Below are 25,608 nucleotides of genomic sequence, written 5' to 3'. Positions count from 1 at the left end.
TTTCAGGTTTTGCTGGCAGGTACAAGGAACTTATGCCATGATTCTCATGTGGTCGCTGTGAAGTTATCAAATCGCCCAAGCCTAGTTAAGGAATTTAGACTGAAAGCAAAAAGAGGTATTGATGCCAGATATCGTTTCGGTTAGCCAAAAGGAATTAGCCCAAAGGCGGAAAAAACTACGTAGACAACGCCAGATGAAAATTATTCAGGCTATTTGGCGCACTTTGGCGGTTACTGGTTTGGCTGGTGGTTTATTGTGGGTGGCGCTGCAACCGATATGGGTGCTGAAGACTCCTGACCAAGTGCTGATGAAATCTGGCAATCAACCACTGTCACAAGAAGCGATGAAGTCTCTGCTAAATTTATCTTATCCTCAGTCTTTATGGCGGATTCAACCTGGTGCGATCGCAGATGCTTTAAAGAAACAACCAACCATTTCCCAAGCTACCGTCAGCCGTCGTCTTTTTCCACCAGGGCTAATTATCGAAGTCGCAGAAAGAGTACCTGTAGCAGTAGCGCAAAGGACACAAGCCCAGTCTAATAATAGTGGCAATAAACAGTCCACTACAGGTCTGATCGATGCCAATGGAGTATGGATACCATTGGACAAATATAAATTGGTCAATCCCCAGATCAAACTGCCTAGCCTAAAAGTAATCGGCACACCAGAACAATACGCTCGGTACTGGAGTAAAGTATATCCTTATCTAAGTACAAGTTCTGTGAAAATTACGGAAGTTGATTACCGAGACCCAAATAATTTAATTCTCAAAACCGAATTAGGCAAAGTTTCTCTTGGTGCTATCACTAGTCAATTACCTGACCAGATTAATTTACTAGCCCAATTGCGCCACATCAATACAAAATTAAATCCTGCGGAAATAGACTACATCGATCTCAAAAACCCTGACTCTCCTTTAGTACATATGATCCAAAAGGCAGAGCCACCTAAAACGCCAACTCCCTAGCAATGTGTCAAAAATTCCTCATATATTAATAAATTTTATTTTCATAACTAAATCTTGTTGTTTGCTTTATGCCTTTACAGAATGCTTGTGCAAAGTCTCTATTTATGCGTTCATTACTTAGGTAATACAAGAAACATTTGCAACTTGTTATCACCGTAAGGCTATGATTCAGAGGCGAATCTTAAGTCCTGAGACAATATTAAAATCTTCTAACTTAATGACTGAAAAGCTTGATAGGCTTATATAACGTTGTCACTAAAATTTTATTTAGTCACAAAAAGTAACAAACTAACCGAGACTTGAGGTTTTTCTTGTAGGACTTACGCAATTGTCATCATCAAACTAACTGTAGGGTGCGTTAGCCCCAATAATTTCGTACAGATTCAAGGATTTTCCACATCTGACGCACCCTACCCCAAGTGCCAGTTGCGTGAGTCCTGTCTCGATTATCTCTGAAGTCTGAGGAAAAATAACACAGCCTGATTTTGTGGTTAATGTGGGAATTATCCCCAATTGTGAAACCTATCAACTATATTATTAAGGCAGTGAACACTTGCTGTAGCGTATGTTTACAGATGAAGTGATCGGCTGACAACCTTGAGTTATGTTATTACTTGTATCTTTATTAAGTGTATGTTTAATTGCCTAGAGTTAGCGGTTAAAACTAATTATCCCAGAGGAAATACAGCGTATATTCGGTATTATTTTACAGATAAAAATAGCATACTATACAAAATGTTATCAGTATTTGCTGCTATTGCTAGGAAAACGAATACTATTGTGGGTCAAATTAACTACCAACTAAAACTCTTAAGAGAATTGTTAGCAGAGTATTCTATATACCAAAGGTATACTAGGCAAAAACTGCAATGTGGAGACAATATTAATAACTTCTGGAAGCTATACAGATCAATTTTAGGTAAATGTATGTATACTTCTCTAGAATTAGCTGTGCGTTCACCTTTGGTGAGCAAAACGCCATCTCTACGTTTCCTTCTCTTTGCTACGCTTCCCAAAGGAAGGATCTGCACTAAGGGGGCGCTACGCCATCACCCAAGGTAAGGACGGAAGCACTCACTTATATTGATGGCTTGTCTCGTAGCAGATTTTCACACTTACAATCTTCTTAAGGTTGGCAGTAGTGATAAAAATAGAGAACAGTGCGAAAAACAGCACCGTTAAACTTATAGTTGACTCCTAAATGCGTAACACCTAAAAAAGTCGTTTATCTACCTTTCACAAATCCAATGACAATTGATAATAACCAAGAGCTTACCTATAGAAACTCCCAATCGATGGGACAGCCGAGTTTATCACTGGCAGTAAACTCAAGCAATCCCTTCAATCACTCAGGACTGAATTTTGGACAAAACAACGACAGCAAAAAGATAACAGTGGAAAGTAGCCGCATTGGTGAGATTGTGCCTGGAAGAGTAGCCAACATCAAAGTGATTGGTGTTGGTGGTGGTGGTGGTAATGCTGTTAACCGCATGATTGAGTCGGATGTTTCTGGTGTAGAGTTTTGGTCAATTAATACTGATGCTCAAGCTCTAACTCTGGCGGGCGCTCCTAGTCGGTTACAAATCGGGCAGAAACTGACACGCGGTTTAGGTGCAGGTGGTAATCCTGCGATTGGTCAAAAGGCGGCTGAGGAATCACGCGATGAGATTGCTACAGCATTGGAAGGTGCGGATTTAGTCTTCATTACTGCGGGGATGGGAGGCGGAACTGGTACAGGTGCAGCCCCAATTGTGGCGGAAGTAGCTAAAGAAATGGGCGCTTTGACGGTGGGTGTGGTGACACGTCCGTTTGTGTTTGAAGGTCGTCGTCGCACCAGTCAGGCTGAACAAGGTATTGAGGGATTAAAAAGTAGAGTTGATACCTTGATTATTATTCCTAATAATAAGTTGCTGGAAGTGATTCCCGAACAAACGCCAGTGCAAGAAGCTTTTCGTTATGCTGATGATGTACTACGTCAAGGGGTACAAGGCATTTCGGACATTATCACGATTCCCGGTTTGGTAAACGTTGACTTTGCTGATGTGCGGGCGGTGATGGCTGATGCAGGATCGGCGTTGATGGGTATTGGCGTGAGTTCAGGTAAATCAAGAGCGAGAGAGGCGGCGATCGCTGCTATTTCTTCACCACTACTAGAATGTTCTATTGAAGGTGCTAGAGGTGTGGTTTTCAATATCACTGGTGGTAGCGACCTCACCCTACACGAAGTCAACGCCGCCGCCGAAACAATCTATGAAGTGGTTGATCCCAACGCCAATATTATTTTTGGTGCAGTGATTGATGACAGGTTGCAAGGAGAGGTGAGAATTACCGTCATTGCGACTGGATTTACTGGAGAAGTACAAGCCGCACCTCCACAAAATGCTGTCAATTCACGGGTGGTATCTGTTCCGCCAAAACGCACTGCACCACAAACACCAACAACTCCCCCAGTCGTTACCCCCGAACCGAAAGAAAAATCTGGGCTAGATATTCCTGATTTTCTCCAAAGACGGCGACCACCAAAAAATTAAGCGGTTGGCGATTTGAGATTATTTAAAGTTTGTAGTCTCTAGTCAGGCTAAATGCTGTATAAAAACTGCTATTTTCAAGTTTCACCAGAGGTACGTTTGCGATCTTTGGTAAATCTTGTTGCTGTTTAAAATAAGTTCTTATAAGAAATACAGTAGGGGATAGGAAATAGTAGGAAAGCCTTTGAGTGTCAAAGTCTGATGATTAACATTGTTATAATCCATCTGGCGACGGTTATACAATGGGGCAAAAGCAACTTGACTTTTTCACTCAAATGTGTTTTAGAGCAAATAAGAGAGTAAAGGTTGGAACTATAGCAGGGGACAGGTGATAAGTTTAAAACCCGTTGACTATAAATATTTTGTGATTCCTCAGTGTCTTAACCTATGTGGCTACTGCTATATCTTTGGATAGATGAGGATGCAAACTCACAGGAAAAAGATAACAAGCGGCTTTCCCGCCTGTCCCCCGTCGGGTTCGCCAGTTCCTTACGGTGGGCGACAAGCCTACAGGACTGGACTCACCTGTACCCTATTCCCTCTCCTCTGCTATAGATTCTGTTCAACCCATTGAATTACTTGATGAGCTAAGCGAGTTGCATCTAGGCGGTCGATTTCGCGTATCCCTGTGGGGCTAGTGACGTTAACTTCTGTTAAATAGCCACCAATCACATCAATACCTACAAAGATTAACCCATCTCGACGTAAGTTAGGGGCGATTTGGCGACAAATTTCTTGCTCTCGTGGAGTAATTTCCGTTTTGGCGACTGTTCCGCCTGTCGCCATGTTGTTGCGAAAATCGCTGCTGCTGGCTAAACGATTGAGAGCGCCGATAGGTTCACCGTTGAGGATTATAATCCGTTTGTCGCCCTCTTTCGCTTCTGGTAGATAGGTTTGCACCATGACGGGTAATCGACCCTGTTGGGTGCTAAGTTCGACGATGGAGTTAAAATTGCGATCGCCTGCTTGTAAAAATAAAATCCCTTCCCCAGCTTTGTTACCCAAGGGTTTGAGGACAGTAGCGCCTTTAGCTTCCACAAATTGGCGGATGAACTGTTTATCAGCACTGACAATGGTTTCGGGAATTGCTTGGGTAAACTGAAGGGCGTACATTTTTTCATTCGCCTTACGGATACCATCAGGATTGTTAATCACCAAAGTTTTAGTTTGGTCAATATAATCCAATACGTAGGTAGCATAAAGGTAAGCATCATTTACTGGGGGATCTGTCCGCATAAATACGGCATCTATCGTTTCCAAAGAATTGAAGTGGCGATCGCCTAACTTGTACCAAGGATTGGTTGCTAGCCAACGTCCATCAACCAACTGTATCGGTACTAGTTCCACCCGTTGCAAGATAGCCCAAGCTTTGCTGTCTACCACACTCAACCAATTGGCTTGTGTTACCCAAACTTCATGACCTAAAGCTTGTGCTGCTTCCATCAGCGCCACGCTAGTATCATGACATGGGTCAAGCTGATGGATGGGATCAATAATAAAAGCCAGTTTCACGCCTTTTGCCTCAACGCCAGGAATTTCTTTGATAAATTATCCCTTGATATCCTGACAGATTCACAATTACTGTTGGGGGAAAAGCTTAATTCTGTGGCTTGATTATCCAGACGCTAATAGCTCGTCTAGTTTACCTTTACTTTCCAGAGCATGGATATCATCACAACCACCTACATGGCGATCGTTGATAAAAATCTGGGGTACTGAGCGTCTACCATTAGCTCTCTGAGCCATTTTAGCCCTTGCTTCCTCGTCGCCATCAATACCATATTCTACAAATTCCACACCCTTTTTATTCAGCAAATTTTTAGCTCGGATGCAGAATGGACAAGTTGCCCAAGTATAAATTTCTACTTTAGCTGCCATAAGTTCCTCAGTTTGTTTTCATACTCCTTAATTCTCAATTTTAGAACTTTGCTCGGTCTTATGGTGATTTAAGCGCTATCTTCTCATGCTGGAGAAACAATTCACCAAATCAGAAATTGGGCTGAGAAGTTTTAATAGACTCCTCAACCCAAACTATTGATGTTGATTATTCAATGGTGCTGTTTAAAGCTGTGAGTTATTCTTTTTGTTTTTCTTTTTAATTTTAAAAGCACCTGCTGCAAATAATCCTAAAGCTGCGATCGCACTAGGTTCTGGTACTCTCTTAGGTTCTGGTGTTGGAGTAGGAGGATTATAGTAAGGTGCGGGTGAAGGCGTAGGTGCTGGAGTTGGTGTTGGAGTTGGTGCGGGTGTTGGCGCTGGAGTTGGCGCTGGAGTCGGTGCGGGTGTTGGCGCTGGTGTGGGCGCTGGAGTCGGTGCGGGTGTTGGCGCTGGTGTGGGTGCTGGTGTGGGCGCTGGAGTTGGTGCTGGAGTTGGTGCTGGAGTTGGCGCTGGAGTTGGTGCTGGAGTTGGTGCTGGAGTGGGCGCTGGTGAGGCTATCCCTGCAAGTTTACTACTTCCTTCACGATTAGAGCCAACCCCTACACTCGTTACACGCAAACCGAACTCTTGACCATAAAACTGCTCTAAAGTTAAAGGTAATGAACTGTGAGATAGCACAAAGGTTGCTACTTGAAAGTCATCTTTTCCACCTTTTAAACCATTCTCACCAATTTCTATACCAAATTCAAAACTACGGGTATTTCCACCACCCGCTAGATTAGCATTACCAACTTTGACAAGTTGATCGCTCAGGCTATATTCAGGTTTTCCTGTAATAATTGTAGGAGCTATAGCTGTGACGCTCAGACCTGATAACAGATTGTTGTCCTTAATATCGAAGAAAATTCCCCGTATATCGCCGATATTGTTATAGGTTGAGTTAGGCGCAATTGCTACTGTAAACTGAACTTTTCCAGCACCCGCTATTGTGTCATCGAGCGTAAATTTAGCTTGTAACGGATCGCCAGTAAAATTAGTAATGTCAAAACTCATTGAAGCTGCATTTGCTTGGGAGATTTGCCCAGCCATAACTACAGCTAATGACGACAAACCACAGGTTAAATAACCTATTAGTTGCTGTGTATTCATTTGAGCCACTTACTTATACACTCCTTTTGATTGTCAAAAGCTTCAGATAAATCACATTTCAGCTGCAAAAATCCCTTCAAAATAAAACTTTGAAGCAGTCACACAATGAGTTTATTTTTTTATTAAAAAGTCAGCTTATCTGTGTGAGTTAAGTATCAGTGTTTTACTCACTTACCTTGTTACCGCCATTTCAACTCTGTAGGGACTTTAACTGGGGATGCACTTAATAGCAATTTCTGAAGCTTTTATTTTTTAAGTATCAGTAGATATAATTTGCCACAGCAAGTTCTATACAGTCTATAGTTTATTTAGATTTTTATAGTAACTTTATTTTCTAAGATGAAATAAAAATAATCTATGTGCTTATATAAACATTAAGTATTTTCAACTAGAGAGAAAATTCACTATTTTTATGCAAATATTTTCAAGTTTTGAAAAACTTACCTAAACATTTTATGTATATTTGCGTAAAATATAACAATTACTTATATTGATGAATTATATAAAGATAACAGTAGTTTTTATTAAAAACATAAACACAAAAAGAAGACACTGAGGAGCGCCTTCTTTACAATAAAAATATATTGCAATAATTCGTTTAATGCAGTGATACTTAAACTTCTGTTCTACGTACCCAGCCATTGATGGTAAAGCGACTATCTGCAAAAGATTTCGAGGGACAATTCACTCTTAGAACTTCGTGCATATATCGGCTGAGGAAAAACACAATACTGTTATTACGCGGTTCAACAGTTTTGAAAGATTCAGCACTTACATAAAAGTTATTTTCTACTTTACTATCGTAGATGAGTAACTCTCCGCCGGAAAACTTTTTAGGTTCTCGATAAAAGTAATAAACATATGTGAGTTCTCTTGTAGCAGTTTCTTTGCTGCCATTATCATTATGAATTTTGTAAAAATTACCATCATTATGTGCCGTGAGTTGACTTTCTATTTGCGATATATTGAATGATGGTATGTCTAATTTACTAATGATGTCGGGAAACATTTTCTGAATTTTATTCACAATTAGCTCAGAAAATTCAGGGAACGAGTAGAGAACCATTGAACGACGGTAATTTTTATCATTAGTGGAAGTATTAGTTGGTGTAAACGCTGATTCTTTTGCTAGTACGTATTTAATTAATCGCTCATGCTCTTCAGAAGAGAGAAAATTATCTATTTGAATATAATGAGAATTTAAAATATTGGTGGCTACAGGTTGGATATTTTCTACTTGTTGTACCCATATAGGGGGTTCTGTAACTAGGCCAACAAGTTGCTCACTGGAAAAACATAAAGCAGAACGACCTTCATTTATAGGAATTTGAAATACACAATGACTAGCTGATTCTTGTTTAGCAGCACGAGTCACAATTGTAGTTATCAGGCTATTTAAGATGGGTGCATCTGACTTTAAATAAAGAGTATATTGATGTCCTCCAACTAACAGCAGTTGAACTTTAACATCTTGGGATTCCAATGGTTGCAAATCTGTTTGTATAGACATTGCTGGTAATAATTTGTCAGAGTTGGCTTAGTGGCTAAAAATCAGATCAAAGGCGATCGCTAATTTAATGTAATATTAGTTACACATTCATTAATCGTTCTAACACGCCATTCTCAAGATTGTCATTAAGTAAATTCCACATGATATCAATTAGAAAAAAGAATGTTACAGATACTATGTGTAATGGCGCAAGCCCTTGCACAGGAGAAGCACTGCTTCCTATCTTGTAAGATAATCAGCAGCCTCAACACCTAATTACGAATCCAAGGTCTAATATAAAGAAGTGTAAAATAAGCGATCGCTTACAGGCATGGATTGGAAAGAAATTAGAGGTAATTGGGTGTTGGTTCCCCAAAAACCAGTCGGGATCATTCATTTTCTAGGCGGTGCATTTGTAGCCACTGCACCCCATCTGACTTACCGTTCGTTACTAGAAGAGTTAGGAAATAAAGGGTATGTAGTTATCGCCACGCCTTTTGTGAATACTTTGGATCATATAGCGATCGCCAAAACTGTACTATTGAACTTTGAGCGTACAGTAGAACGATTGCATGACTCTGGTACATTACGCAAGCTATATCTGCCCACTTACGGTATTGGGCATAGTATGGGCTGTAAATTGCATTTACTCATTGGTAGCCTTTTCCCTGTAGAACGGGCAGGTAATATCTTAATCTCCTATAACAACTATGCAGCTAAAGATGCTATACCCTTAGTGGAGCAGTTAAACAATACTTTTGCGATCGAATTTACTCCTTCACCCCAGGAAACAAACAAACTCGTACAGGAAGGCTATAACGTCCGCCGCAACTTATTGATTAAATTTAATAACGATACTCTTGACCAGTCAGCAGCCTTAACCAAAATCTTACAAGTACGTTTTCCAGAAATGGTCACAGCCCAGACCTTACCAGGAACGCATACCACACCCTTAAGTCAAGATGTCAAATGGCAAACAGGGTCATCATTCACCCCCTTAGATGCTTTAGGACAATGGTTCAAACAAGAAGTATATCGTGACCTAAATCAGCTAAACCGTGCCATACTTTTGTGGTTGAATCCTCTTTCACCACCGTAAGCAGGTGGGGGAGTAGGGGAGATGAGGGAGATGAGGGAGATGTAGCTTGCTTCTGTTACGTTCCCTACAGGACGCTACGCGAAAGCGTTGGCGTAGCCTCACGTAGTGAAGCCTGTCGTAAACAGATGCTACGCGAACCCGCAGGGTGAAAGTGAGAAATAATAACTTTGAATTATGGACTGTTGACTATGGACTGTTGACTATGGACTAATGACTTATGACCAATGACCAATAACTATGTTTCAAATCCTGATAATTGATGATGATTTATCAATTCAAATATTATTAAAGAGAATTTTACAAAAACAAGGTTATCAAATAGTCACTGCTAGTAATGGTGAAGAAGGAATATCTCAAGCAATAGCTTGTTGTCCGGCGCTAATTATTTGTGACTGGATCATGCCAGGTTTAAACGGACTGGAAGTCTGTCATCACATTAAAACAGACCCAGATTTATCCACTACATTTTTTATATTATTAACTTCTTTGGATTCTGTAGCCGATCGCGTCAAAGGACTAGATGCTGGTGCTGATGATTTTATCACCAAACCGATTGAGCAAAACGAGCTAAAAGCCAGGGTAAGAGCCGGATTAAGGCTACATCAATTAAGTCAAGATTTGCGGACTCAAAAGCTGCGTTTAGAAGAAGAACTAGCCGAAGCAGCAGAATATATGCGATCGCTTCTACCTGAACCCGTAGATAAACCTATCAGTATCACCTCTCGATTCATCCCCTCACGCCAACTCGGCGGCGATTGTTTTGATTATTATTGGTTAGATGAAGATTGCTTGGCAATATATCTCTTAGATACAGCCGGACATGGGCTAAAAGCTGCACTTCCTTCAATTTCGGTTTTAAATTTACTGCGTTCCCGCGCCCTCAAAAATCTCAATTACTACCAGCCAAGCGAAGTACTTAAAAGTTTAAATGAAACCTTCCAGATGAATTATCAAAATGATAAATACTTTACTATCTGGTATGGAGTTTACAACCGTATTCAACGCCGACTTACCTATGCTAGTGCAGGACATCCACCAGCAATTTTAATCTCTGGTTCATCACCAACTAATACAGAAATACAAATTTTAAGAACTCCCGGAATGCCAGTTGGTATGTTTCCTGAAGCGCAATATGTTGATAACTGTTGCCATGTTGAACAGTTGAGTAGTCTATATATCTTCAGTGATGGCGCTTATGAAATAACTAAATCAGATGGCAAACTTTGGAGTTTGGATGCCTTTATTCAAATACTCGCTAGCGTACATCATCATGAAGATTATCAACTAGAGCAGGTATTGAATTATCTCACCGCTTTAAACTCCAAAGATACCTTTGAAGATGATTTATCAATTGTACTAATTAAATTTGATTAATTCCTAGCAAGTATTACTTGATTAAACTCATCTTGACTTTTAAAAATCTCAAATACTTTATCCATACCAGTTAATTCAAATAAAATTCTCACTTGTTCATTAATCGAACATAAGAATAGTTTTGTACCTGATGCCCTCAAGGTTTTAAAAGCTAATACTAAAGCGCCCAAAGCAGAACTATCCATAAAAGTGACATCCTCACAGTCAACCAAAACGATTTTTGTACCACTCTTGAGAAGATGAGTAATATTTTCTCGTACATCTTGTGAGTTTGCCGTATTGATAATGCCACTGAGTTTAATAACTTGTACTTGCTGATCCATAGTGTTGTTAACCAAGTTGTTGTCAAATTGTTTGCTAAACTCGCTAATATTATATAGCGTTTCTTGTAGGATTGAGGTATATTTTCCTGAAACAAGAGGCTCAAGCCTTGGGTATTTACCTCAATACAGTTAAAAATGCTATATATGAATCCACATAATTCTAGGAACGCTAATTGTTGTTATAGGGTTTAGTTACTGTTTGTAGACTCCAGCTGAAAATAAAGAACATGGGGATTTTACACTAATCAATCAACATGAAATTTAAATCTATGTTTATCTGATTAGAGATTTAGTTTAGAAAAACCCTGCGGTAAGATACATGAACATAACCTAATTCCTCAATAATATTTTGTATATTTTGTAGCTAAAGTGTTATTTTCTCCCAAATTAACTAGCTAAAATTAACAACTAATCTGAATTGGTAAGATTGGCTAATTAAATTAGCTAAATAGTCATTTAAGTGACAATTTCTCTACTCCTACAAACTTAACACTTACTTTATCAATTGTCTCTCATCCTCTAGCCATTGAAACAATTTTTAGATGTTGAGCTTCTAACGTCTCTTTTCGCCCAGGCTAACTTAGAGCCTATTCCCTATTTCCTCCCAATATACTGCTAATATTCGGCATATCATTCAACTCTTGAGAGCGTACATTGGGAGATAAACTAGTTAAATCGTCAATATTTCGCTTCATTGTCTTACAGATGGCATCCAAAGGTAAATCGTTAGCATCATAACCAAAAGGATTTTCTATCTCTAAGCCAATAGCTTCGATACCAAATAAAGTAAAACTCACTAATCCTACAATTAAACCTGTCCACCAACCTAAACTCTCTACCATCTGAAAAGGGAGGAGGAAACAATACAGTAATAATAATTGCTTGAGATGAATCGAATAAGCCAAAGGCATAGGCGTTCTGAGAATTCGTTCACAAGCTCCTAAATTATCTACCAAATTGTTTAATAATTCTTGTATAGACGTTAATTGATAACTGTTTAAGCAATTACGATGATGTTGGTATTGTAAATAATCTCCAATCCAAAAAGCAATTTCTAAAGGAGGGTGATTCATATTCTTGAGTGTGTAATATCGAGAAGTTGATATTAACTCTTCTAATTCCTGATTTACAGTTTCTCCGCGCAAATGTAATTTAGTAGCGACAGCAAAGGCTACTAGTAAATTTAAAACTGCTATTTTAGCTTCTCTGTCTTTTGGTGATACTTCCTCTATTGATACCCAAATTTGTCTAGCTATATTACGTGTATTATTAACTATAGAACCCCAACATTTCCTCCCTTCCCAAAATCGCTCATAAGCGGTATTCGTCCGAAAAACCAGCAATAAACCTAACACGATACTAGGAATTACAGTACCTAAGATAGGTTGAGATACAGGAACTTTGAGTTGATAAAGTAAAGTAACAAACAATCCAAATATGCCACAGCAAATAACACGTTGATAAATTGTGCTAATAACTGAACCTCTAAATTGAAAAGCTATTTGAACCCAGCGCTTTTTCTCAAAAGTCATTTCATTAACCTAACAAATGTTGAGAGAAATCATTTAATACAGCGTTTTTCACTCAGTCATAAAGGCTAGAGACTAGGGGAGGTTAGTTCTCAGCTAGATGAGAAAGGCTGTAATTATTGAAATCACTTAAAAATCATAACTTCAGAGGTAGGTCAATGAGATTGAGGAATCTACTATGATTCAATTATCGATGCGCTCATCATGTTAGTTAACAGTCAACAGTTAACAAATTACAACTGTCATCGCACAAGCACACTTCCCGCCTGACAGTCGCGTAACCAAGCTTTGATACCTTGAGCAACACTACCGCTACTACTATCCCGTGGCGGTGATGGTGGCTGTTGTAGGGGATAAGTACCAATTTGGCTAAACATCATAACGAAACGCCAATCATTACCAGTTTTTGTCAACAACAACCAATGAAATTCCTCTAACTCTACCGCTTTTTTATCTATATACTGTCTTTCTAAAGTAGTAAAAAATACTTGTTCTACATCTGATGCCGTGGTTTTTTGTTCATCACTGTTGGAACCATCAACTTTTAGGGGTAAGGGCTGAAATTCAGGTCTACCCGCTATTAACATATAGCTAAAAATATCACTACTTCGGCGGAGGCGGCGACCGCGTTGAGTGGCACGATTAGCATAACTCGGTAAATCGCGCAATAGTTGAGTGATTAATGTTTCTAAACTTTGTTCTCTACAAATAAACTTTTTTTCAGTACGTAAGGAGGGTTGAGGAGAGGGAGTTTGTGAGAATGCCATTGTTTCAAAGCTACTGATGACAATCAGCCACAATCCCAATGCTATCAGCCAACGATCAGCCACTGAAAACAGAAAGTGCTTGTGCTTCCTTGCTTCCTTCTTCCTCTGCCTTCTTATATCCACCTTCATGTCACCGTCGCTAATTCTTGAGAAATGCGTTGCCAGGCTAACTCAGGGTCAGCAGCAGCCGTAATTGGGCGACCGATGACTAAATAATCTGCCCCAGCTTGGATGGCTTGGGCTGGTGTGAGCGATCGCTTTTGGTCGCCCTGTTCCGCCCAAGTCGGACGTACCCCCGGACATACCAGCACAAAGTCATCGCCGCAAGTTTGCCGTAACTGCGTCACCTCTTGGGGTGAACATACAGCCCCATCTAACCCCGCCTCTTGCGCCATCAATGCCATATCCAAGGCATACTCAGGCAATTCTACAGGCACTTTCAAATCCATTGCCAACTGTCTAGCAGAAATACTCGTTAGCACCGTCACAGCAATTAACTTGGTTGGTTTGACCCCAGCTTGTGCCGCCCCCTCCTCTACCGCCTCCTTCGCCGCCTTCAGGGCATCTTTACCAGAGGTAGCATGAATTGTCATCAAATCCACCCCATAACGGGCTGCACTGCGACAAGCTCCAGCCACAGTATTGGGGATATCATGAAACTTTAAATCGAGAAAAATCTGCTTTTGCCGAGATTTCAGCACCTGCAAAATTCTCGGCCCCGCACTAGTAAACAATTCCAGCCCAACCTTCCAGAAAGTCACCGACTCCAACCTATCAATTAGAGCGATCGCACTTTCCTCATCCCCCACATCCAAAGCCACAATTATTTTGTCAGTCATCAGTTATCAGTTATCAGTTATCAGTCATCAGTTATCAGTTATCAGTTATCAGTTATCAGGTTATTTCCACTGTTCACTGTTCACTGATAACTGTTCACTGTCTCTAATCAAGGAACTAAGCGAACAAACTTATTTTTCCCCACTTGCAAAACTCGCCCTTGGAGTTCATCAGGGTTTTGGTAGGTAGTATCCGCATCGGTAATTTTCTCGCCGTCTAAGCGGACTCCACCTTCTTGAATTTTTCGCTTACCTTCCCCGGTGCTTTTACACAAACCAGTGGCGTTGAGTAAGTAAGATAATTTCACAGGGAATTGGGACACACCAGCCAGGGAGAACTCTGGAACTGCACCTTCCTTACCGCCACTTTTAGCTGCTTCCTTGGCTTCATTAGCTGCTTGTTCGCCGTGGTATTGTCTGACGACTTCCCAAGCGAGTAAAAGTTGGCGATCGCGGGGATTGTCTGGTAACTTGTCTATGGGTAAATCTGTCAGCAGTTCAAAATACTCTTCCAGCATTGTATCTGGCACACCTTGTAACTTTTGATATTTTTGTCCAGGGTGTTCCGACAAACTCACGTAATTACCTAAAGACTTGGACATCTTCTGCACCCCATCCGTACCAATTAAAATTGGTAACAGCAAGCCAAACTGGGGCTTTTGACCAAAGTGACGCTGTAAATCACGACCCACAGCAATGTTAAACTTTTGGTCTGTACCGCCCAATTCCACATCTGCCTCAATAGCCACCGAATCATACCCCTGCATCAAAGGATAAAGGAACTCATGCAGGAAAATCGGATTCTCTTTTTTATAGCGATCGGCAAAGCCCTCTTTAGCTAACATTTGCCCCACAGTCATCGTCGCCAGTAACTCAGTAATTTTCCCCAAATCAAGTTGGGAAAGCCATTCCGAGTTATAAAGCACCTCTAATCTCCCAGGTGTGTCAAAATCCAAAATAGGACGCACTTGGTCGAGGTAGGTTTGAGCATTTTGTTTTACATCTGCTTCGGTCAGTTGGCGACGTACCTCCGACTTACCTGTAGGATCGCCGATGCGTGCCGTAAAATCACCGATAATTAATACTGCCGTATGACCAGCATCTTGAAACGCTCGCAGTTTACGCATTGGTATGCTATGACCAAGATGAATATCGGCTCCTGTTGGGTCTATACCATATTTGACCCGTAGAGGTCGATCCGTAGTTGCTAGGCGTTTCTCTAGACTCTCAATGTCGCTTTCAGCATCAGTAGGTTGTGGAAAAACTTCCGCTATTCCCCGATGCAGCCAAGAAAAATTATCCGCCATACTAGAAGATTCGCGCATTACTACGTTTTTACTAGAGAAATTGGGTTAATGATGTTTACAGACAAATTGTCCGCTATTTCATCCGCCAAACTAATATAATTGCAAAAAATTAACCGCCCTGCTTTAAAGAATGAATTACAGTACTATTTACAAGTGAGGAAGTGAAATCACCGTGTCGTCTAGGACTTTTGACCAAAAGCAAGCTCAACGTCGTACTTCGCCCGGATTTGAGTTTTTCAAAGGAGTAGGCCAGGTAGCTGGCGGGACTCTCTTATCACTGACGATGTTGACAAGTTCCATTGTAGCCGGAGGGCTGGTTGGTTTAGCAATCAGTTTCCGCAATTTACCAGATGTCAGACAGTTACGCAATTTCTTCCCGTCAGAAACAACATATATCTATGACATTAAGGGCAAACTACTCGCTAGTGTCCACGGGGAGGCAAACCGCGAAGTCGTACCTTTAGATCGTATTTCCCCCAACCTGAAACGGGCTGTACTAGCCAGTGAAGATGGTCATTTCTACTATCACCACGGTATTAATCCTACTGGTGTGGGTCGTGCTGTCGTCACTAACTTAGCGGCTGGTGGTGTCAAAGAGGGTGGCTCTACTATTACCATGCAGTTGGTAAAAAACCTCTTTTTGACCCGTAGGCGTGCTTTTACTCGTAAGCTAGCCGAGGCAGTTTTGGCAATTCGCTTAGAACAAATTCTCACTAAAGACCAAATTTTAGAAATGTACCTCAATCAGGTGTATTGGGGACATAATAATTATGGTGTGCAAACAGCAGCACGTAGTTACTTTAATAAGTCAGCCGAGAATTTAACTATAGCGGAATCCGCGATGATGGCGGGCTTAATCCAAGCGCCGGAGGAATTTAGCCCATTTGCCAGCATGAAGCTAGCAAAACAAAAACAAAGGGAAGTTTTGGGGCGGATGCTGGAGTTGAACTGGATTACCCAAAAAGAATATGATGATGCCCTCACCGAAGAAATCAAACTGGGGAGGATTAGGTCATTCCAAGGTAGCGCGCTGCCATATATCACTAACACCGTGGCACAGGAATTAGCTAAAAAGTTTGGGCGTGATACCCTGCTTAAGGGCGGTATGCGCGTACAAACCACAATTGATGCCGATTTCCAAATCATGGCAGAAGAGACTGTGAAAAAGTGGCACAAAACTCTACTGGGTGAAGGTTTAGGTAGAAATCAAATGGCGCTGGTGTCAATTGACCCCAGGACTCATTTTGTTAAAGCTCTAGTAGGTGGTGTAGACTCTAAAGCAAGTGAGTTTAACCGCGCTACCCAAGCTCTACGCCAACCAGGGTCTTCCTTTAAACCATTTGTATATTATGCTGCCTTTGCAACTGGGAAATTTGGGCCAGATAGTACGGTAATAGATTCCCCAGTTAGATATCGTGATGGTGATAATTGGTACACTCCGAGAAACTACGATGGTGGCTTTAGCGGTGCGATGTCAATTCGCAGAGCTTTAGCGCAATCACGTAACATCCCTGTAATTAAACTGGGTAAAACCGTCGGTATGAATAAAGTTGTGGAAACTTGCCGCACTTTAGGAATTATGAGTCCGATGGAACCTGTAACTTCTCTTCCACTCGGTGCTATTGGTGTCACGCCGCTAGAAATGGCTAGTGCTTATGCTACTTTTGCCAATTATGGTTGGCAATCACCACCAACAGTTATTGCCCGGATTACCGATAGCAGTGGTAATGTCATACTAGATAATACTCCCAAACCCCAGCTAGTCTTAGATCCTTGGGCATCAGCAGCCACTATCGATGTGATGCGTTCAGTAGTTACGGAAGGTACTGGTAAAGCTGCTGCTATCGATCGCCCATCTGCTGGTAAAACCGGTACAACTTCATCGGAAAAAGATATCTGGTATGTGGGTACTGTGCCACAATTAACAACGGCTGTCTGGATCGGTAGAGATGACAACCGACAATTAGCCAGTGGTGCAACTGGTGGCGGTAAGGTGGCTCCCATCTGGCGCGATTTTATGACTAGGGCGCTCAAGGGTGTACCAGTTGAAAACTTCAAGCCACCTTCTCAATTTACTCGTCCTAAGTCTAATTAGGGACTGGGGACTGGGGACTGGGGATTAGGGAGACAGGAAAAAATATTCTTAACTTTTTTGTCTACCTATTTCCTTGATTTCTACGTTTTCTACCTTCTGGGTAGGCTTAAGCCTCCTCAGCAAAGCTAGCCCTATATCTCGTCTATTTCCTAGTCCCCAATCCCTAAATAAAACCAGGGCTGTTCGCGCAGCGTTCCCGTAGGGTAGCCCTTACTACAAGCGAATTAGTCTGGAAAAGTCAATGACAATTAGCTTACCCAGTCCCCAGTCCCTAATACCCAGTCCCCAGTCCCTTTTAAGGCTGTTTTTCTAACTCAGCTTTCATACGCTGGAGAGTAAAATTCATCTGATCGAACATCTGTTGGGGAGTGATACCAAACTGGTCTAATTGGGTTTTGAGTTGCTCTACGGTCATTTGTGCCATAAAATCTTCTGAAAGCTCGAATCGCTTCATAAAGATACGATAGCGATCCATCATCGCTTCCATTTGCTCAATAAATAACTTTTTACCCTCACGGTCAAATTTGCCGTAGTTGTTGCCTAGTTTAATCAGTGCTTGATAATCTTCAAACAACTGCTTTGCTTCTTGCTGAACTATCTCAGAGTCAAAGAATCCCATGTGTCTCTACTGGGCTGAGTAATATCACTCAGCAGCTTATAGTTTTGCCTCTATTTTTATTCTAGTTTAGGCGATTAATCTTATATATAAAACTTCGTTTAAGTACGGTTTTTTACCGAAATTTCAACACTTGACTGATATCAGTCTCTATTTTGGTGACAAATTTGCCTAATAAAGCTGCAATACCTAAAGCTTTAGCCAGTGATGGCGGATTAACGTGATCTATGCTGTTAATGTTTAAATAGTTAGCATATTTTAAAGCTAGTTGCTGCTGGGGATTAAGTTTTAATGCTTGGCGGATATAAACTTTTGCCATCCCTGGCAGATTTTGTCGTAGATGCACAAAGCCTAATAAGGCATAATAATCGCCGTTATTCGGCTCTATTTTAATCGCATCCCGTAATTCTTGGACTGCTATAGTCCATTGGCTTTGTTTAGCATACTCAATAGCACGCTGATAATGTTTTTGAGCATAGTTGATGACTGCGGGCTTGACATTAGTTTTCTCGGTGGGTGTAATTTCTTGTACCTGCACCTGCGCTGGTTGAGGTTTTTCCTGTGGTTTTACAGGCGGACTGACTTGCAAAATCATGGGTTCAGTTCTGTGCAAGCTCAGGTAAACTACATTTAATATAAATATTTGTCGGGTTATTTGATGCGCTTTTTGCAGAGATTTATATTGGGCTTGTGCATAAGAAGCGATCGCCTCTTGATAGAATAAATCGGCTTCTCTTGCAGACATTGTCAGCATTTGCTCGGCTACAGAACTTTGTACAGCCTTAGCCTGCTTTTTCCAGGCGATCGCCTCTGCCCTCAGTGACTCTAAAATACTATGACGGTGCTGCTTGTGCTTCAACTGCTCGTAGGCAGGGTTAATTATACGGGTAAAAATTTCTGTTGCTAATTTTTTCTCTAAATTATTACTGCTGGTGTAGCGATCTGGATGTAGCTGTTTCGCTAAAAAGTGGTAACGATTAAGAATTTGACGTTCATCAGCAGTCACAGCCACCCCTAACACAGCGTAGGGATCAGAGAGTAGTTTAAGTGGTTCTGCAAAGAAGGAAGTCTGTGACATTTTACTAAAGTTGGCAGATGAAAACTTTAAGATAACATCAGGCAGTGGGGAGTGGGTACTGGGTCAGAGGGGAAAAACGGAAAGATGAAAGCAAAGAATTTGTTAGTTTAACCCTTTACCCTTTGCCCATGATAAAACTGTGGTAATGGTAGTAGATTCATGGGCGATATGTTAACTAAGCGTAAAAGTCGCAGTGTTGCCGCTATTTTAGCTTTGGCTGGGACGGTATCACCGATCTCTGGATGGCATAAGTTTTATTTAGGACAGTATATTTGGGGCTTGTTCTATGTTTTACTCTCTTGGACACCGATTCCCAAGGTAGCCAGTGCAATGGAGGCAGTTTGGTACTTAAGCCAAGATGAAGAAGCTTTTGATCAAAATTTTAACTTAGGTCAGCCCGTAGTTAAAAAATCACAGTATGCTGGTAATCATGTGGGTGCGATCGCCAATGCTTTACGTGAATTAGATAATCTACGTCAAGATGGTTTAATTTCCGAGTACGAATTTGAACAAAAACGTCGTCAGTTGTTAGATCAGATTTCTTGATGGAACTGGGGAGTCGGGAGATGAGGGAGATGAGGGAGATGAGGGAGATGAGGGAGATGAGAGAGATGAGGGAGTAACCCACCCCTAACCCCTCCCAGGAGGGGAATAGGGAGATGAGGGAGAACAACTGATAACTGATAACTGATAACTGTCAACTGATAACTGATAACTGTCAACTGATAACTGATAACTGATAACTGATAACTGATAACTGATAACTGTCAACTGATAACTGATAACTGATAACTGTCAACTGTCAACTGTCAACTGACTAATGACTAACTGGCTTCCTTGGAACTCTAACTTACAGAAATTGCGTGCCAAGCTGCTGAATGATCCCTACTATCGATTACAGTCTGGAGAGGAGATTCAAATTGCGGCACAATTGGGTATGCGTATTGATGCTAACCAAGCAACTGTTGATGATTGGTTGCGCTTACCGGGTTTGTCAATTCACCAAGCGCGATCGCTCGTAGAACTTTCCCGTTCTGGTGTTAAATTTTATTGTATTGAAGATGTTGCTGCGGCTTTGGGGCTACCACCATTAAGACTAGAACCATTAAAACCAGTATTAAATTTTACTTACCATGATCAAGAATCTTTAGTCAGTTCGACAAATTTAATCAATCCCAACACCGCCTCAGTTGAAGAGTTAGCGCAAACCCCATATATCGATATCTCACTAGCTCAAACAGTAGTACAGAATCGTGTATCCTATGGGCCTTATCGTAATTTAGTTGATTTTCAGCAAAGATTGCAGCTTTCCGGGGAAGCGATCGCACAATTAATGTATTTTCTCCGGTTTTAATTGGGAATTAAAAATTATCTAGGGCTGGTTGAAAAAAAGAAAAGGTGACTGTGCCAAAAGTTTTGGTGAGTTTTTCAGTCCGATATTTTTGGGAGATATAGTAGGGCACAGGTGACAGAGTTAAAAACCTTTTACTGTATAAGTTTTCTCATTTTGTGATGTCCTAACTGTCTTGGCTATTGCTATATGGGATTTTATAGCAGTAGCCACATAGGTTAGGACATAGGTAAATCGTAAAACCCTTATATTAACAAGCTTCCCTTGCCTGTACCCTGTCACCTGTCCCCTGTCCCCTGCTATATTAGCAACACCTGAAATCGCAAAGTTAATACCAATTTGAAAAAAGAATGCAAGATACCAGTAAGGGCGCTCTTGCCTTGCACCCTTACTAATTTTCTTGAGCTTTATAACCGCGACATCTACCTAGCTCACTTGCAGTTCCAGAGATGGATAATCGGTGTAACCTTTATCTAAGTCCTGACCTTCTCTGCCGTAAAATGTTGCAAGATTTGGGGAGTTTAACGGGGCATCAATTGCAAAACGCTCAGGTAAATCAGGGTTAGCGATGAAAAGCTTGCCAAAGGAAACTAGATCCGCTTCACCTGTAGCTAGAATTTGATTGCCTTGGGATTTATCATACCCTCCGTTCGTGATAATTAAGCCTTGATAGAAGGAACGAAAAGTTGAAATAACTGGATTAATAACATCACGGGTTGCTAAATCTTGTTCATTCGGTTCCATCAAATGAATATAGGCAAGCTGAAATTGATTAAGTTGCTCAATCACATAGCTGAATGTATCTTTGGCATTTGAATCTTGCATTCCATAAAATGTATTACTAGGAGATAATTTAATACCTACACGATCTCCCTCCCACACCCCGCAAACTGCCTCTACCACTTCTAAAAGGAATCGAGCGCGGTTTTCAATGGCTCCCCCATATTGGTCTGTCCTTTGATTAGAGCCATCTTGCAGAAATTGGTCGATTAAATAACCAAATGCACCATGTAGCTCAACTCCATCAAACCCAGCATTCAGAGCATTTTCTGCATTTTGGCGAAACTGCTCAACAATCTGGGGAATTTCTTCAGTTTCTAGAGCGCGGGGTGTTTCTAAGGTCACTTTTCCTATAGGAGTGTGAATTGTTCCAGTGGCAGCAATGGCACTGGGAGCAACAGGTAACTCACCATTAAGAAGAGATGAATGTGCTACCCGTCCACTATGCCACAATTGCAGGAAAATTCTACCTCCCTTAGCATGAACAGCATCTGTCACTTGTCGCCATGCAACTACCTGCTCAGGTGAGTAAATACCTGGACAGTTGATATATCCGTTACTGAGTGGTGAAATCATCGTACATTCAGTAACAATTAATCCGGCTGTAGCTCTTTGGGCATAATATTCTGCCATTAAAGGGGTAGGAATTGACCCAACGGCACGCAGGCGAGTCATCGGTGCCATCACAATGCGGTTCGGTAATTTATATCTACCTAATTGAATGGGTAAAAACAAATTGATTGTTGAACTCATAATGGTTAACTCACTGTACAGTTATTAAATTTAGGTGTGTTGAGGCTGGGAGAAACCTGTGATTCGGATTATCTACAATGGTTTGAGCGGTTTGCTACTTCAGGTTAAAATAACTGCTGCACAAACACAATAAGGAACCATTTGGTGCGTGGGCGAAATGCTAGACGACTTTCCAGAACCGGAATTATTCACACTCAATTGTCCGACTCAACAAATTCTTGATATCATTGCAGATAAGTGGAGCGTGATTGTGCTGTACTGTCTAGCCTACCGTTCACGACGGTACAACGAAATCCAGCGTCGCATTGAAGGAATTTCACAAAAGGTACTCACGCAAACATTGCGGAAACTGGAAAGGTATGGGCTAATAGAACGTAAAGTTTTATCACAGATGCCTCTAAGTATTGAATACTCGCTAACGTCTTTGGGCGAAACACTAATAGATCCGTTACTGGCGATCGCTTCTTGGTCAAGAAAACACTTTTGTGAGGTTATAGCATCACGCGATCGCTATGAGCAGCAAGATTTATCACAGTTTTGATTGTTTAATGACATTTTCCACGTCGTTCTACTTACTCCAGCCAATATGAATACTGCAACCATGCAACAATTAGTCAACCGCACTAAAATTATCGATGCCGTAAACATCGGCGTTGCTGAATCAAGATATGAATTTGTCTCACGCAAAGGCGCAAAGGCGCTAAGTTACAAAGAAAAAGGAAGGTCATTTTGCGATTTCATATTCCAATTCAGCAACGCCTAAACATCATTGGTATGGGTGCATATTTACAAACAGATTCCATCATTAGTCAAAAGCTAATTCTGGAACTATTTACTTATCTGCTAAATCAAAAATAACGATTGAATGTAGCTCATAGCAAGCTTTTCATCAATCGGAGCGGCGGGATTCGAACCCACGACCTCCACTACCCCAAAGTGGCGCGCTACCAAGCTGCGCTACGCCCCGGTCAGAATTATTATGTTAGCGCAAACTTTCGGAGGAATCAAGGGGTCAGCTTAAAAAACTTTTAGCATTCCCACAGCTTGCACAAGACCAGGCAAGGCGGAGGGTTTCCATTTACCTTCTGCACAACGTCCTGTATTGAGGATAAAGTGCAGACTGTATTCATGGGGATAACCTTCTACCTCCATCCATAATAAATCGCTTTCGGCTTCACAGGCAATCTTTTCTTCATCCATTAATTCGGCGCTTATTTGCTGCATGGTATTGACGAGCTTGGCTAAGAGGCGACAAAAATCATCTAACTCAGCTTCAGTTAACTCAATAGCCCAATCATCAGTACCCACTAAACCCTTAAATTCTGTGGCGTTAGGGTTCCAGCCAATACGCCAGCCAGCACCGCTTTTAATCAGACGTTCCATAACAATTTTGCTCAGGTATGGGACATATATCGGTTTGGACAGGGGCGCAAGTGAGTATAACAGGGGAGAGGTAACAGGGGACAGGGTACAGGGTTGAAAGCGGTTTGAAGTTACGGTTTTATGATTTGTTGATGTCCTAATCTATGTGGTTACTGCTATAAAAGCTATGCTTTTCGATACCCCTATACCCTTACACCCTTACACCCAGTCTCAATGGATAATCTTTGTGATGGTTATTTTAGAAGTTCTGCGCCTCCTGTTGGGGGTGGGGTTGGGGTTGGGGTGGGTTTGGGGTTGGGGCGTGGAGTTGGTTGAGTGGGGGTATTGGAGTTAAAGATGTTGGTTAAAACTTGTACTAAAGCATTGCGTTGAGTGCGAGTGAGGCGAGAAATAGCAGCGCGATCGCCATCCAAAGGATTTTGCCTTAATGTATCATTACCTGGATAGATATTATCGTACATAATTTCATTGGCATCCAAGTAATCGGCTAGAGTTAATTTCCAATCTAAGCGATAACTAGGGGCGCGTTCTTTGACGTATATGTGATATCTAATTAGGCGAGTTGCTAAGGTATTGTTTTCAGCAACTTTCCCAGTTTCTTTACTAACGTACTGATTTTCTTTAGGAAAGTCAGGCAATTGCTGATAAACTAACTGCCAAACTTCACCAGGACTAATTCTTTGGGCTACAGCAGGTTGTATAGTTGCCAAATTACCTGCACTAAATACAAAAATACCCGCCGCCACAAAGGTAGTTATTAACGCTAATTTAAACTTCACAACTAGAAACTGAAGGGTTGACTAAAGCAATTGCTGGTTCTTGATAAAACAAATACTTTGAGGAGAAAATGCCAAGTGATATCAAGTTCGGCTAATTACTTATAATATGGTTGTTTTGGTCGGTAATGGGTAATAGCTAATAGGTAATTGTTTTCTACCATTAGCAATTACCAATTACCAATTACCAACCCCGAAGATATGATAGGTGATTAAGCGGACATGATATGATTGGTTATTAACACTTAGCACTCTCAACTCAGCAGTATAGCAGGGGACAGGTGATAGGTTACAGGGGATAGGCAAGAGAAAGCTCTTGCAGTAAAGACCTGATGATTCATCAATGTCCTAACCTATGTGGCGACTGCTATGTATTTTAAAGTTCACCAATAATTTCTGGTTGTGTCAATTCATCAGACATTTCAATAATTGCCCTAAGTACTGGCTTCATCATCGCATCTTCAGCACTTTCAAATTCTTCATAACGCCGACGTTTAGCACGATTTGCCACCTGAACCGTAATGCGGTAGCGATTTGAAGCTGCACTAATTAAATCCTCAGCACGGTGCATAATCTGAGTTTGGGTTGTCTCGAACTTAGAACGCTTAAGCATAGTAATGGGTTCATATGGACATACCCTAGTTTAGCAGTACTCATTGAGACTGGGGATTGGGGACTGGGGACTGGGGAGATGGGGGAGTAACCCACTGACAGGTGTAGGTTTTTTACTGGTGTTCCAAAAACCTTGGTTTGGGGTGTAAGGGTGTAGGGGTGTAGGGGTGGATGAAACAATGATTTTCTCGTTAGTTTTATAGTCCTTACTCACTGCTATATTAAAAACCTACACTTGTGAGGGAGTAACCCACCCCTAGCCCCTCCTTGGAGGGGAACGGGGAGATGGGGGAGAAAAACTGTCAACTGTCAACTGTCAACTGATAACTGATACTCTCGATAGAGGTTAAATGCTTTTGTCTGTTTATAAGTTGGGTGTAATTGTGAAGTTAAGAAATTAACCAAATATTATGGCTAACATTGTGGAAACGGCTGTTAATGCAGGAAAATTCAAGAATTTGGTGCAGGCGGCACAAGCAGCACAAATCTTAGATGTTCTTAAGGGTAATGAAATTTTTACTTTGTTTGCACCTAGTGATGAGGCTTTTGCAAAGTTACCAGAGGGAACTCTCGACTCTCTTCTGCAAGACATCCCCAAGTTAAAAAAGATTTTGACATATCACGTAGCTTATGGTGATGTCCGGTCTGATGATTTGGTGCAAATTGAAGAAGCAGAAACCCTAGAAGGTTCTGTTGTGGCGATTGAATCTCAAGATGTTGACACTCTCCGCCCTATAAGTGCGGAGATTCTTCATTCATAGACCCAACTTGCTCACACAAGATTTCTCCAGCATGAGTAGAGGTCGAATCTCCTGAAGCGTTCGGATCATAGATCCAGGTTCCTACGTGACCCGTAGTACCCAAGGCTAGTTTCAGAATGTTAATCGCTGCGTTCTAATCTCTATCCATCACAAATCC

27 protein-coding genes and 1 tRNA gene are annotated in these 25,608 nt (G+C 41.3%); 12 read left to right on the top strand and 16 right to left on the bottom strand.

The features are described from left to right. Window positions 1-121 precede the first annotated feature (121 nt). The 3 genes from H6G83_RS14700 to H6G83_RS14690 all read left to right on the top strand — a co-directional run bounded on the left by H6G83_RS14700 (window position 122) and on the right by H6G83_RS14690 (window position 4,050). Complete coding sequence (locus H6G83_RS14700) at window positions 122-967, top strand: cell division protein FtsQ/DivIB (RefSeq protein ID WP_190473460.1); 846 nt, start codon at window positions 122-124, stop codon at window positions 965-967. Between the two features lie 1,247 nt (window positions 968-2,214). Beyond that, a complete protein-coding gene (ftsZ, locus tag H6G83_RS14695) occupies window positions 2,215-3,498 on the top strand; it encodes a cell division protein FtsZ (RefSeq protein WP_190473457.1) in 1,284 nt (427 codons plus the stop codon). Between the two features lie 384 nt (window positions 3,499-3,882). Next, window positions 3,883-4,050: a hypothetical protein gene (locus H6G83_RS14690; RefSeq protein WP_190473454.1), complete on the top strand. Its 168-nt coding sequence runs from the start codon at window positions 3,883-3,885 to the stop codon at window positions 4,048-4,050. Here the strand turns inward: H6G83_RS14690 and gshB are convergent. The 4 genes from gshB to H6G83_RS14670 form a co-directional block, all read right to left on the bottom strand. Then, entirely contained in the window at window positions 4,045-5,007 is a 963-nt protein-coding gene (gene gshB, locus H6G83_RS14685; RefSeq protein WP_190473451.1) for a glutathione synthase, read from the bottom strand. The genes H6G83_RS14690 and gshB overlap by 6 nt on opposite strands. 102 nt (window positions 5,008-5,109) lie before the next feature. After that, window positions 5,110-5,373: a glutaredoxin 3 gene (gene grxC / locus H6G83_RS14680; RefSeq protein ID WP_190473448.1), complete on the bottom strand. Its 264-nt coding sequence runs from the start codon at window positions 5,371-5,373 to the stop codon at window positions 5,110-5,112. 183 nt (window positions 5,374-5,556) lie between these two features. Further along, window positions 5,557-6,522: a PEP-CTERM sorting domain-containing protein gene (locus H6G83_RS35360; RefSeq protein ID WP_242044596.1), complete on the bottom strand. Its 966-nt coding sequence runs from the start codon at window positions 6,520-6,522 to the stop codon at window positions 5,557-5,559. 613 nt (window positions 6,523-7,135) lie between these two features. Further along, window positions 7,136-8,032: a 2OG-Fe(II) oxygenase gene (locus tag H6G83_RS14670; protein ID WP_199328440.1), complete on the bottom strand. Its 897-nt coding sequence runs from the start codon at window positions 8,030-8,032 to the stop codon at window positions 7,136-7,138. Between the two features lie 310 nt (window positions 8,033-8,342). Between H6G83_RS14670 and H6G83_RS14665 the strand changes: the two genes are divergently transcribed. From H6G83_RS14665 to H6G83_RS14655, 3 genes are all read left to right on the top strand, one after another. Further along, window positions 8,343-9,110: a DUF1350 family protein gene (locus H6G83_RS14665; protein ID WP_190473445.1), complete on the top strand. Its 768-nt coding sequence runs from the start codon at window positions 8,343-8,345 to the stop codon at window positions 9,108-9,110. Then, on the top strand, window positions 9,083-9,259 hold the full coding sequence (locus tag H6G83_RS14660; RefSeq protein WP_190473442.1) for a hypothetical protein: 177 nt from the start codon (window positions 9,083-9,085) through the stop codon (window positions 9,257-9,259). Before H6G83_RS14665 ends, H6G83_RS14660 begins: the two co-directional genes overlap by 28 nt. 88 nt (window positions 9,260-9,347) lie before the next feature. Beyond that, complete coding sequence (locus tag H6G83_RS14655) at window positions 9,348-10,484, top strand: SpoIIE family protein phosphatase (RefSeq protein WP_190473439.1); 1,137 nt, start codon at window positions 9,348-9,350, stop codon at window positions 10,482-10,484. On the opposite strand, the gene H6G83_RS14650 is transcribed toward H6G83_RS14655, so the two are convergent. The 5 genes from H6G83_RS14650 to tyrS all read right to left on the bottom strand — a co-directional run bounded on the left by H6G83_RS14650 (window position 10,481) and on the right by tyrS (window position 15,246). Next, a complete protein-coding gene (locus H6G83_RS14650) occupies window positions 10,481-10,807 on the bottom strand; it encodes an STAS domain-containing protein (protein ID WP_190473436.1) in 327 nt (108 codons plus the stop codon). The genes H6G83_RS14655 and H6G83_RS14650 overlap by 4 nt on opposite strands. A gap of 587 nt (window positions 10,808-11,394) precedes the next feature. Further along, the gene (locus H6G83_RS14645) at window positions 11,395-12,339 is read right to left on the bottom strand and encodes a bestrophin family protein (protein WP_190473432.1); all 945 of its coding nucleotides are present in this window, start codon (window positions 12,337-12,339) and stop codon (window positions 11,395-11,397) included. A gap of 239 nt (window positions 12,340-12,578) precedes the next feature. Then, window positions 12,579-13,166, bottom strand: a complete 588-nt coding sequence (locus tag H6G83_RS14640) for a hypothetical protein (protein WP_313936147.1) — start codon at window positions 13,164-13,166, stop codon at window positions 12,579-12,581. A gap of 62 nt (window positions 13,167-13,228) precedes the next feature. Further along, window positions 13,229-13,945 (bottom strand): orotidine-5'-phosphate decarboxylase, encoded by a 717-nt coding sequence (gene pyrF, locus H6G83_RS14635; protein ID WP_190473658.1) that lies wholly within the window; start codon window positions 13,943-13,945, stop codon window positions 13,229-13,231. 104 nt (window positions 13,946-14,049) lie between these two features. Beyond that, window positions 14,050-15,246 carry a tyrosine--tRNA ligase gene (tyrS, locus tag H6G83_RS14630; RefSeq protein ID WP_190473656.1) on the bottom strand — a complete coding sequence of 399 codons (1,197 nt, stop codon included), beginning with the start codon at window positions 15,244-15,246 and terminating at the stop codon, window positions 14,050-14,052. Between the two features lie 172 nt (window positions 15,247-15,418). Here tyrS and H6G83_RS14625 point away from each other — a divergent pair, with 172 nt between their 5' ends. Next, complete coding sequence (locus H6G83_RS14625; RefSeq protein WP_190473429.1) at window positions 15,419-17,341, top strand: transglycosylase domain-containing protein; 1,923 nt, start codon at window positions 15,419-15,421, stop codon at window positions 17,339-17,341. 295 nt (window positions 17,342-17,636) lie between these two features. Here H6G83_RS14625 and H6G83_RS14620 read toward each other — a convergent pair whose 3' ends face one another. Both H6G83_RS14620 and H6G83_RS14615 read right to left on the bottom strand, forming a co-directional pair. Then, a complete protein-coding gene (locus H6G83_RS14620; protein ID WP_190473426.1) occupies window positions 17,637-17,960 on the bottom strand; it encodes a DUF1825 family protein in 324 nt (107 codons plus the stop codon). A 112-nt stretch (window positions 17,961-18,072) separates the two neighbouring features. Further along, complete coding sequence (locus tag H6G83_RS14615; RefSeq protein WP_190473423.1) at window positions 18,073-19,035, bottom strand: J domain-containing protein; 963 nt, start codon at window positions 19,033-19,035, stop codon at window positions 18,073-18,075. A gap of 168 nt (window positions 19,036-19,203) precedes the next feature. Between H6G83_RS14615 and H6G83_RS14610 the strand changes: the two genes are divergently transcribed. Both H6G83_RS14610 and H6G83_RS14605 read left to right on the top strand, forming a co-directional pair. After that, window positions 19,204-19,581 carry an SHOCT domain-containing protein gene (locus H6G83_RS14610; RefSeq protein ID WP_190473654.1) on the top strand — a complete coding sequence of 126 codons (378 nt, stop codon included), beginning with the start codon at window positions 19,204-19,206 and terminating at the stop codon, window positions 19,579-19,581. A 274-nt stretch (window positions 19,582-19,855) separates the two neighbouring features. Further along, window positions 19,856-20,389, top strand: coding sequence for a helix-hairpin-helix domain-containing protein (locus tag H6G83_RS14605; RefSeq protein WP_190473420.1), 534 nt, complete (start codon window positions 19,856-19,858; stop codon window positions 20,387-20,389). Between the two features lie 423 nt (window positions 20,390-20,812). Here H6G83_RS14605 and H6G83_RS14600 read toward each other — a convergent pair whose 3' ends face one another. Continuing rightward, complete coding sequence (locus H6G83_RS14600; RefSeq protein ID WP_190473417.1) at window positions 20,813-21,919, bottom strand: alkene reductase; 1,107 nt, start codon at window positions 21,917-21,919, stop codon at window positions 20,813-20,815. Between the two features lie 157 nt (window positions 21,920-22,076). Here H6G83_RS14600 and H6G83_RS14595 point away from each other — a divergent pair, with 157 nt between their 5' ends. Together H6G83_RS14595 and H6G83_RS35935 are read left to right on the top strand one after the other, a co-directional pair. Continuing rightward, window positions 22,077-22,460: a winged helix-turn-helix transcriptional regulator gene (locus tag H6G83_RS14595; RefSeq protein WP_190473414.1), complete on the top strand. Its 384-nt coding sequence runs from the start codon at window positions 22,077-22,079 to the stop codon at window positions 22,458-22,460. A gap of 188 nt (window positions 22,461-22,648) precedes the next feature. Beyond that, complete coding sequence (locus tag H6G83_RS35935) at window positions 22,649-22,777, top strand: hypothetical protein (RefSeq protein ID WP_277876344.1); 129 nt, start codon at window positions 22,649-22,651, stop codon at window positions 22,775-22,777. A 35-nt stretch (window positions 22,778-22,812) separates the two neighbouring features. Here H6G83_RS35935 and H6G83_RS14590 read toward each other — a convergent pair. From H6G83_RS14590 to H6G83_RS14575, 4 genes are all read right to left on the bottom strand, one after another. After that, window positions 22,813-22,886, bottom strand: a tRNA-Pro gene (locus tag H6G83_RS14590). Between the two features lie 50 nt (window positions 22,887-22,936). Next, complete coding sequence (locus H6G83_RS14585; protein ID WP_190473412.1) at window positions 22,937-23,302, bottom strand: DUF1818 family protein; 366 nt, start codon at window positions 23,300-23,302, stop codon at window positions 22,937-22,939. A 233-nt stretch (window positions 23,303-23,535) separates the two neighbouring features. Then, the gene (locus H6G83_RS14580; protein ID WP_190473410.1) at window positions 23,536-24,081 is read right to left on the bottom strand and encodes a hypothetical protein; all 546 of its coding nucleotides are present in this window, start codon (window positions 24,079-24,081) and stop codon (window positions 23,536-23,538) included. Between the two features lie 373 nt (window positions 24,082-24,454). Further along, entirely contained in the window at window positions 24,455-24,691 is a 237-nt protein-coding gene (locus H6G83_RS14575) for a DNA-directed RNA polymerase subunit omega (RefSeq protein WP_067773783.1), read from the bottom strand. 409 nt (window positions 24,692-25,100) lie between these two features. On the opposite strand from H6G83_RS14575, the gene H6G83_RS14570 reads away from it, so the two are divergent. Beyond that, entirely contained in the window at window positions 25,101-25,451 is a 351-nt protein-coding gene (locus H6G83_RS14570; protein WP_190473408.1) for a fasciclin domain-containing protein, read from the top strand. Window positions 25,452-25,608: the final 157 nt, after the last annotated feature.

The sequence above is a fragment of the Anabaena azotica FACHB-119 genome (assembly GCF_014697625.1).
GTDB lineage: Bacteria > Cyanobacteriota > Cyanobacteriia > Cyanobacteriales > Nostocaceae > Trichormus > Trichormus azoticus_A.
The sequence above is the reverse complement of the archived record's forward strand: the minus strand, read 5'-3'. Positions and strand labels throughout refer to the sequence as shown.

What these genes read in the sequence shown, in the direction of transcription:
- H6G83_RS14610 (WP_190473654.1), top strand. Translation starts at nt 19,204, where the DNA reads ATGTTAACTAAGCGTAAAAGTCGCAGTGTTGCCGCTATTTTAGCTTTG.
- H6G83_RS14670 (WP_199328440.1), bottom strand. Translation starts at nt 8,032, where the DNA reads ATGTCTATACAAACAGATTTGCAACCATTGGAATCCCAAGATGTTAAA.
- H6G83_RS14595 (WP_190473414.1), top strand. Translation starts at nt 22,077, where the DNA reads ATGCTAGACGACTTTCCAGAACCGGAATTATTCACACTCAATTGTCCG.
- H6G83_RS14570 (WP_190473408.1), top strand. Translation starts at nt 25,101, where the DNA reads ATGGCTAACATTGTGGAAACGGCTGTTAATGCAGGAAAATTCAAGAAT.
- H6G83_RS14665 (WP_190473445.1), top strand. Translation starts at nt 8,343, where the DNA reads ATGGATTGGAAAGAAATTAGAGGTAATTGGGTGTTGGTTCCCCAAAAA.
- H6G83_RS14690 (WP_190473454.1), top strand. Translation starts at nt 3,883, where the DNA reads ATGTGGCTACTGCTATATCTTTGGATAGATGAGGATGCAAACTCACAG.
- H6G83_RS14620 (WP_190473426.1), bottom strand. Translation starts at nt 17,960, where the DNA reads ATGGGATTCTTTGACTCTGAGATAGTTCAGCAAGAAGCAAAGCAGTTG.
- H6G83_RS14605 (WP_190473420.1), top strand. Translation starts at nt 19,856, where the DNA reads ATGACTAACTGGCTTCCTTGGAACTCTAACTTACAGAAATTGCGTGCC.
- H6G83_RS14700 (WP_190473460.1), top strand. Translation starts at nt 122, where the DNA reads ATGCCAGATATCGTTTCGGTTAGCCAAAAGGAATTAGCCCAAAGGCGG.
- H6G83_RS14575 (WP_067773783.1), bottom strand. Translation starts at nt 24,691, where the DNA reads ATGCTTAAGCGTTCTAAGTTCGAGACAACCCAAACTCAGATTATGCAC.
- H6G83_RS14650 (WP_190473436.1), bottom strand. Translation starts at nt 10,807, where the DNA reads ATGGATCAGCAAGTACAAGTTATTAAACTCAGTGGCATTATCAATACG.
- tyrS (WP_190473656.1), bottom strand. Translation starts at nt 15,246, where the DNA reads ATGGCGGATAATTTTTCTTGGCTGCATCGGGGAATAGCGGAAGTTTTT.
- H6G83_RS35360 (WP_242044596.1), bottom strand. Translation starts at nt 6,522, where the DNA reads ATGAATACACAGCAACTAATAGGTTATTTAACCTGTGGTTTGTCGTCA.
- grxC (WP_190473448.1), bottom strand. Translation starts at nt 5,373, where the DNA reads ATGGCAGCTAAAGTAGAAATTTATACTTGGGCAACTTGTCCATTCTGC.
- ftsZ (WP_190473457.1), top strand. Translation starts at nt 2,215, where the DNA reads ATGACAATTGATAATAACCAAGAGCTTACCTATAGAAACTCCCAATCG.
- H6G83_RS14615 (WP_190473423.1), bottom strand. Translation starts at nt 19,035, where the DNA reads ATGTCACAGACTTCCTTCTTTGCAGAACCACTTAAACTACTCTCTGAT.
- H6G83_RS14655 (WP_190473439.1), top strand. Translation starts at nt 9,348, where the DNA reads ATGTTTCAAATCCTGATAATTGATGATGATTTATCAATTCAAATATTA.
- H6G83_RS14600 (WP_190473417.1), bottom strand. Translation starts at nt 21,919, where the DNA reads ATGAGTTCAACAATCAATTTGTTTTTACCCATTCAATTAGGTAGATAT.
- H6G83_RS14585 (WP_190473412.1), bottom strand. Translation starts at nt 23,302, where the DNA reads ATGGAACGTCTGATTAAAAGCGGTGCTGGCTGGCGTATTGGCTGGAAC.
- H6G83_RS14645 (WP_190473432.1), bottom strand. Translation starts at nt 12,339, where the DNA reads ATGACTTTTGAGAAAAAGCGCTGGGTTCAAATAGCTTTTCAATTTAGA.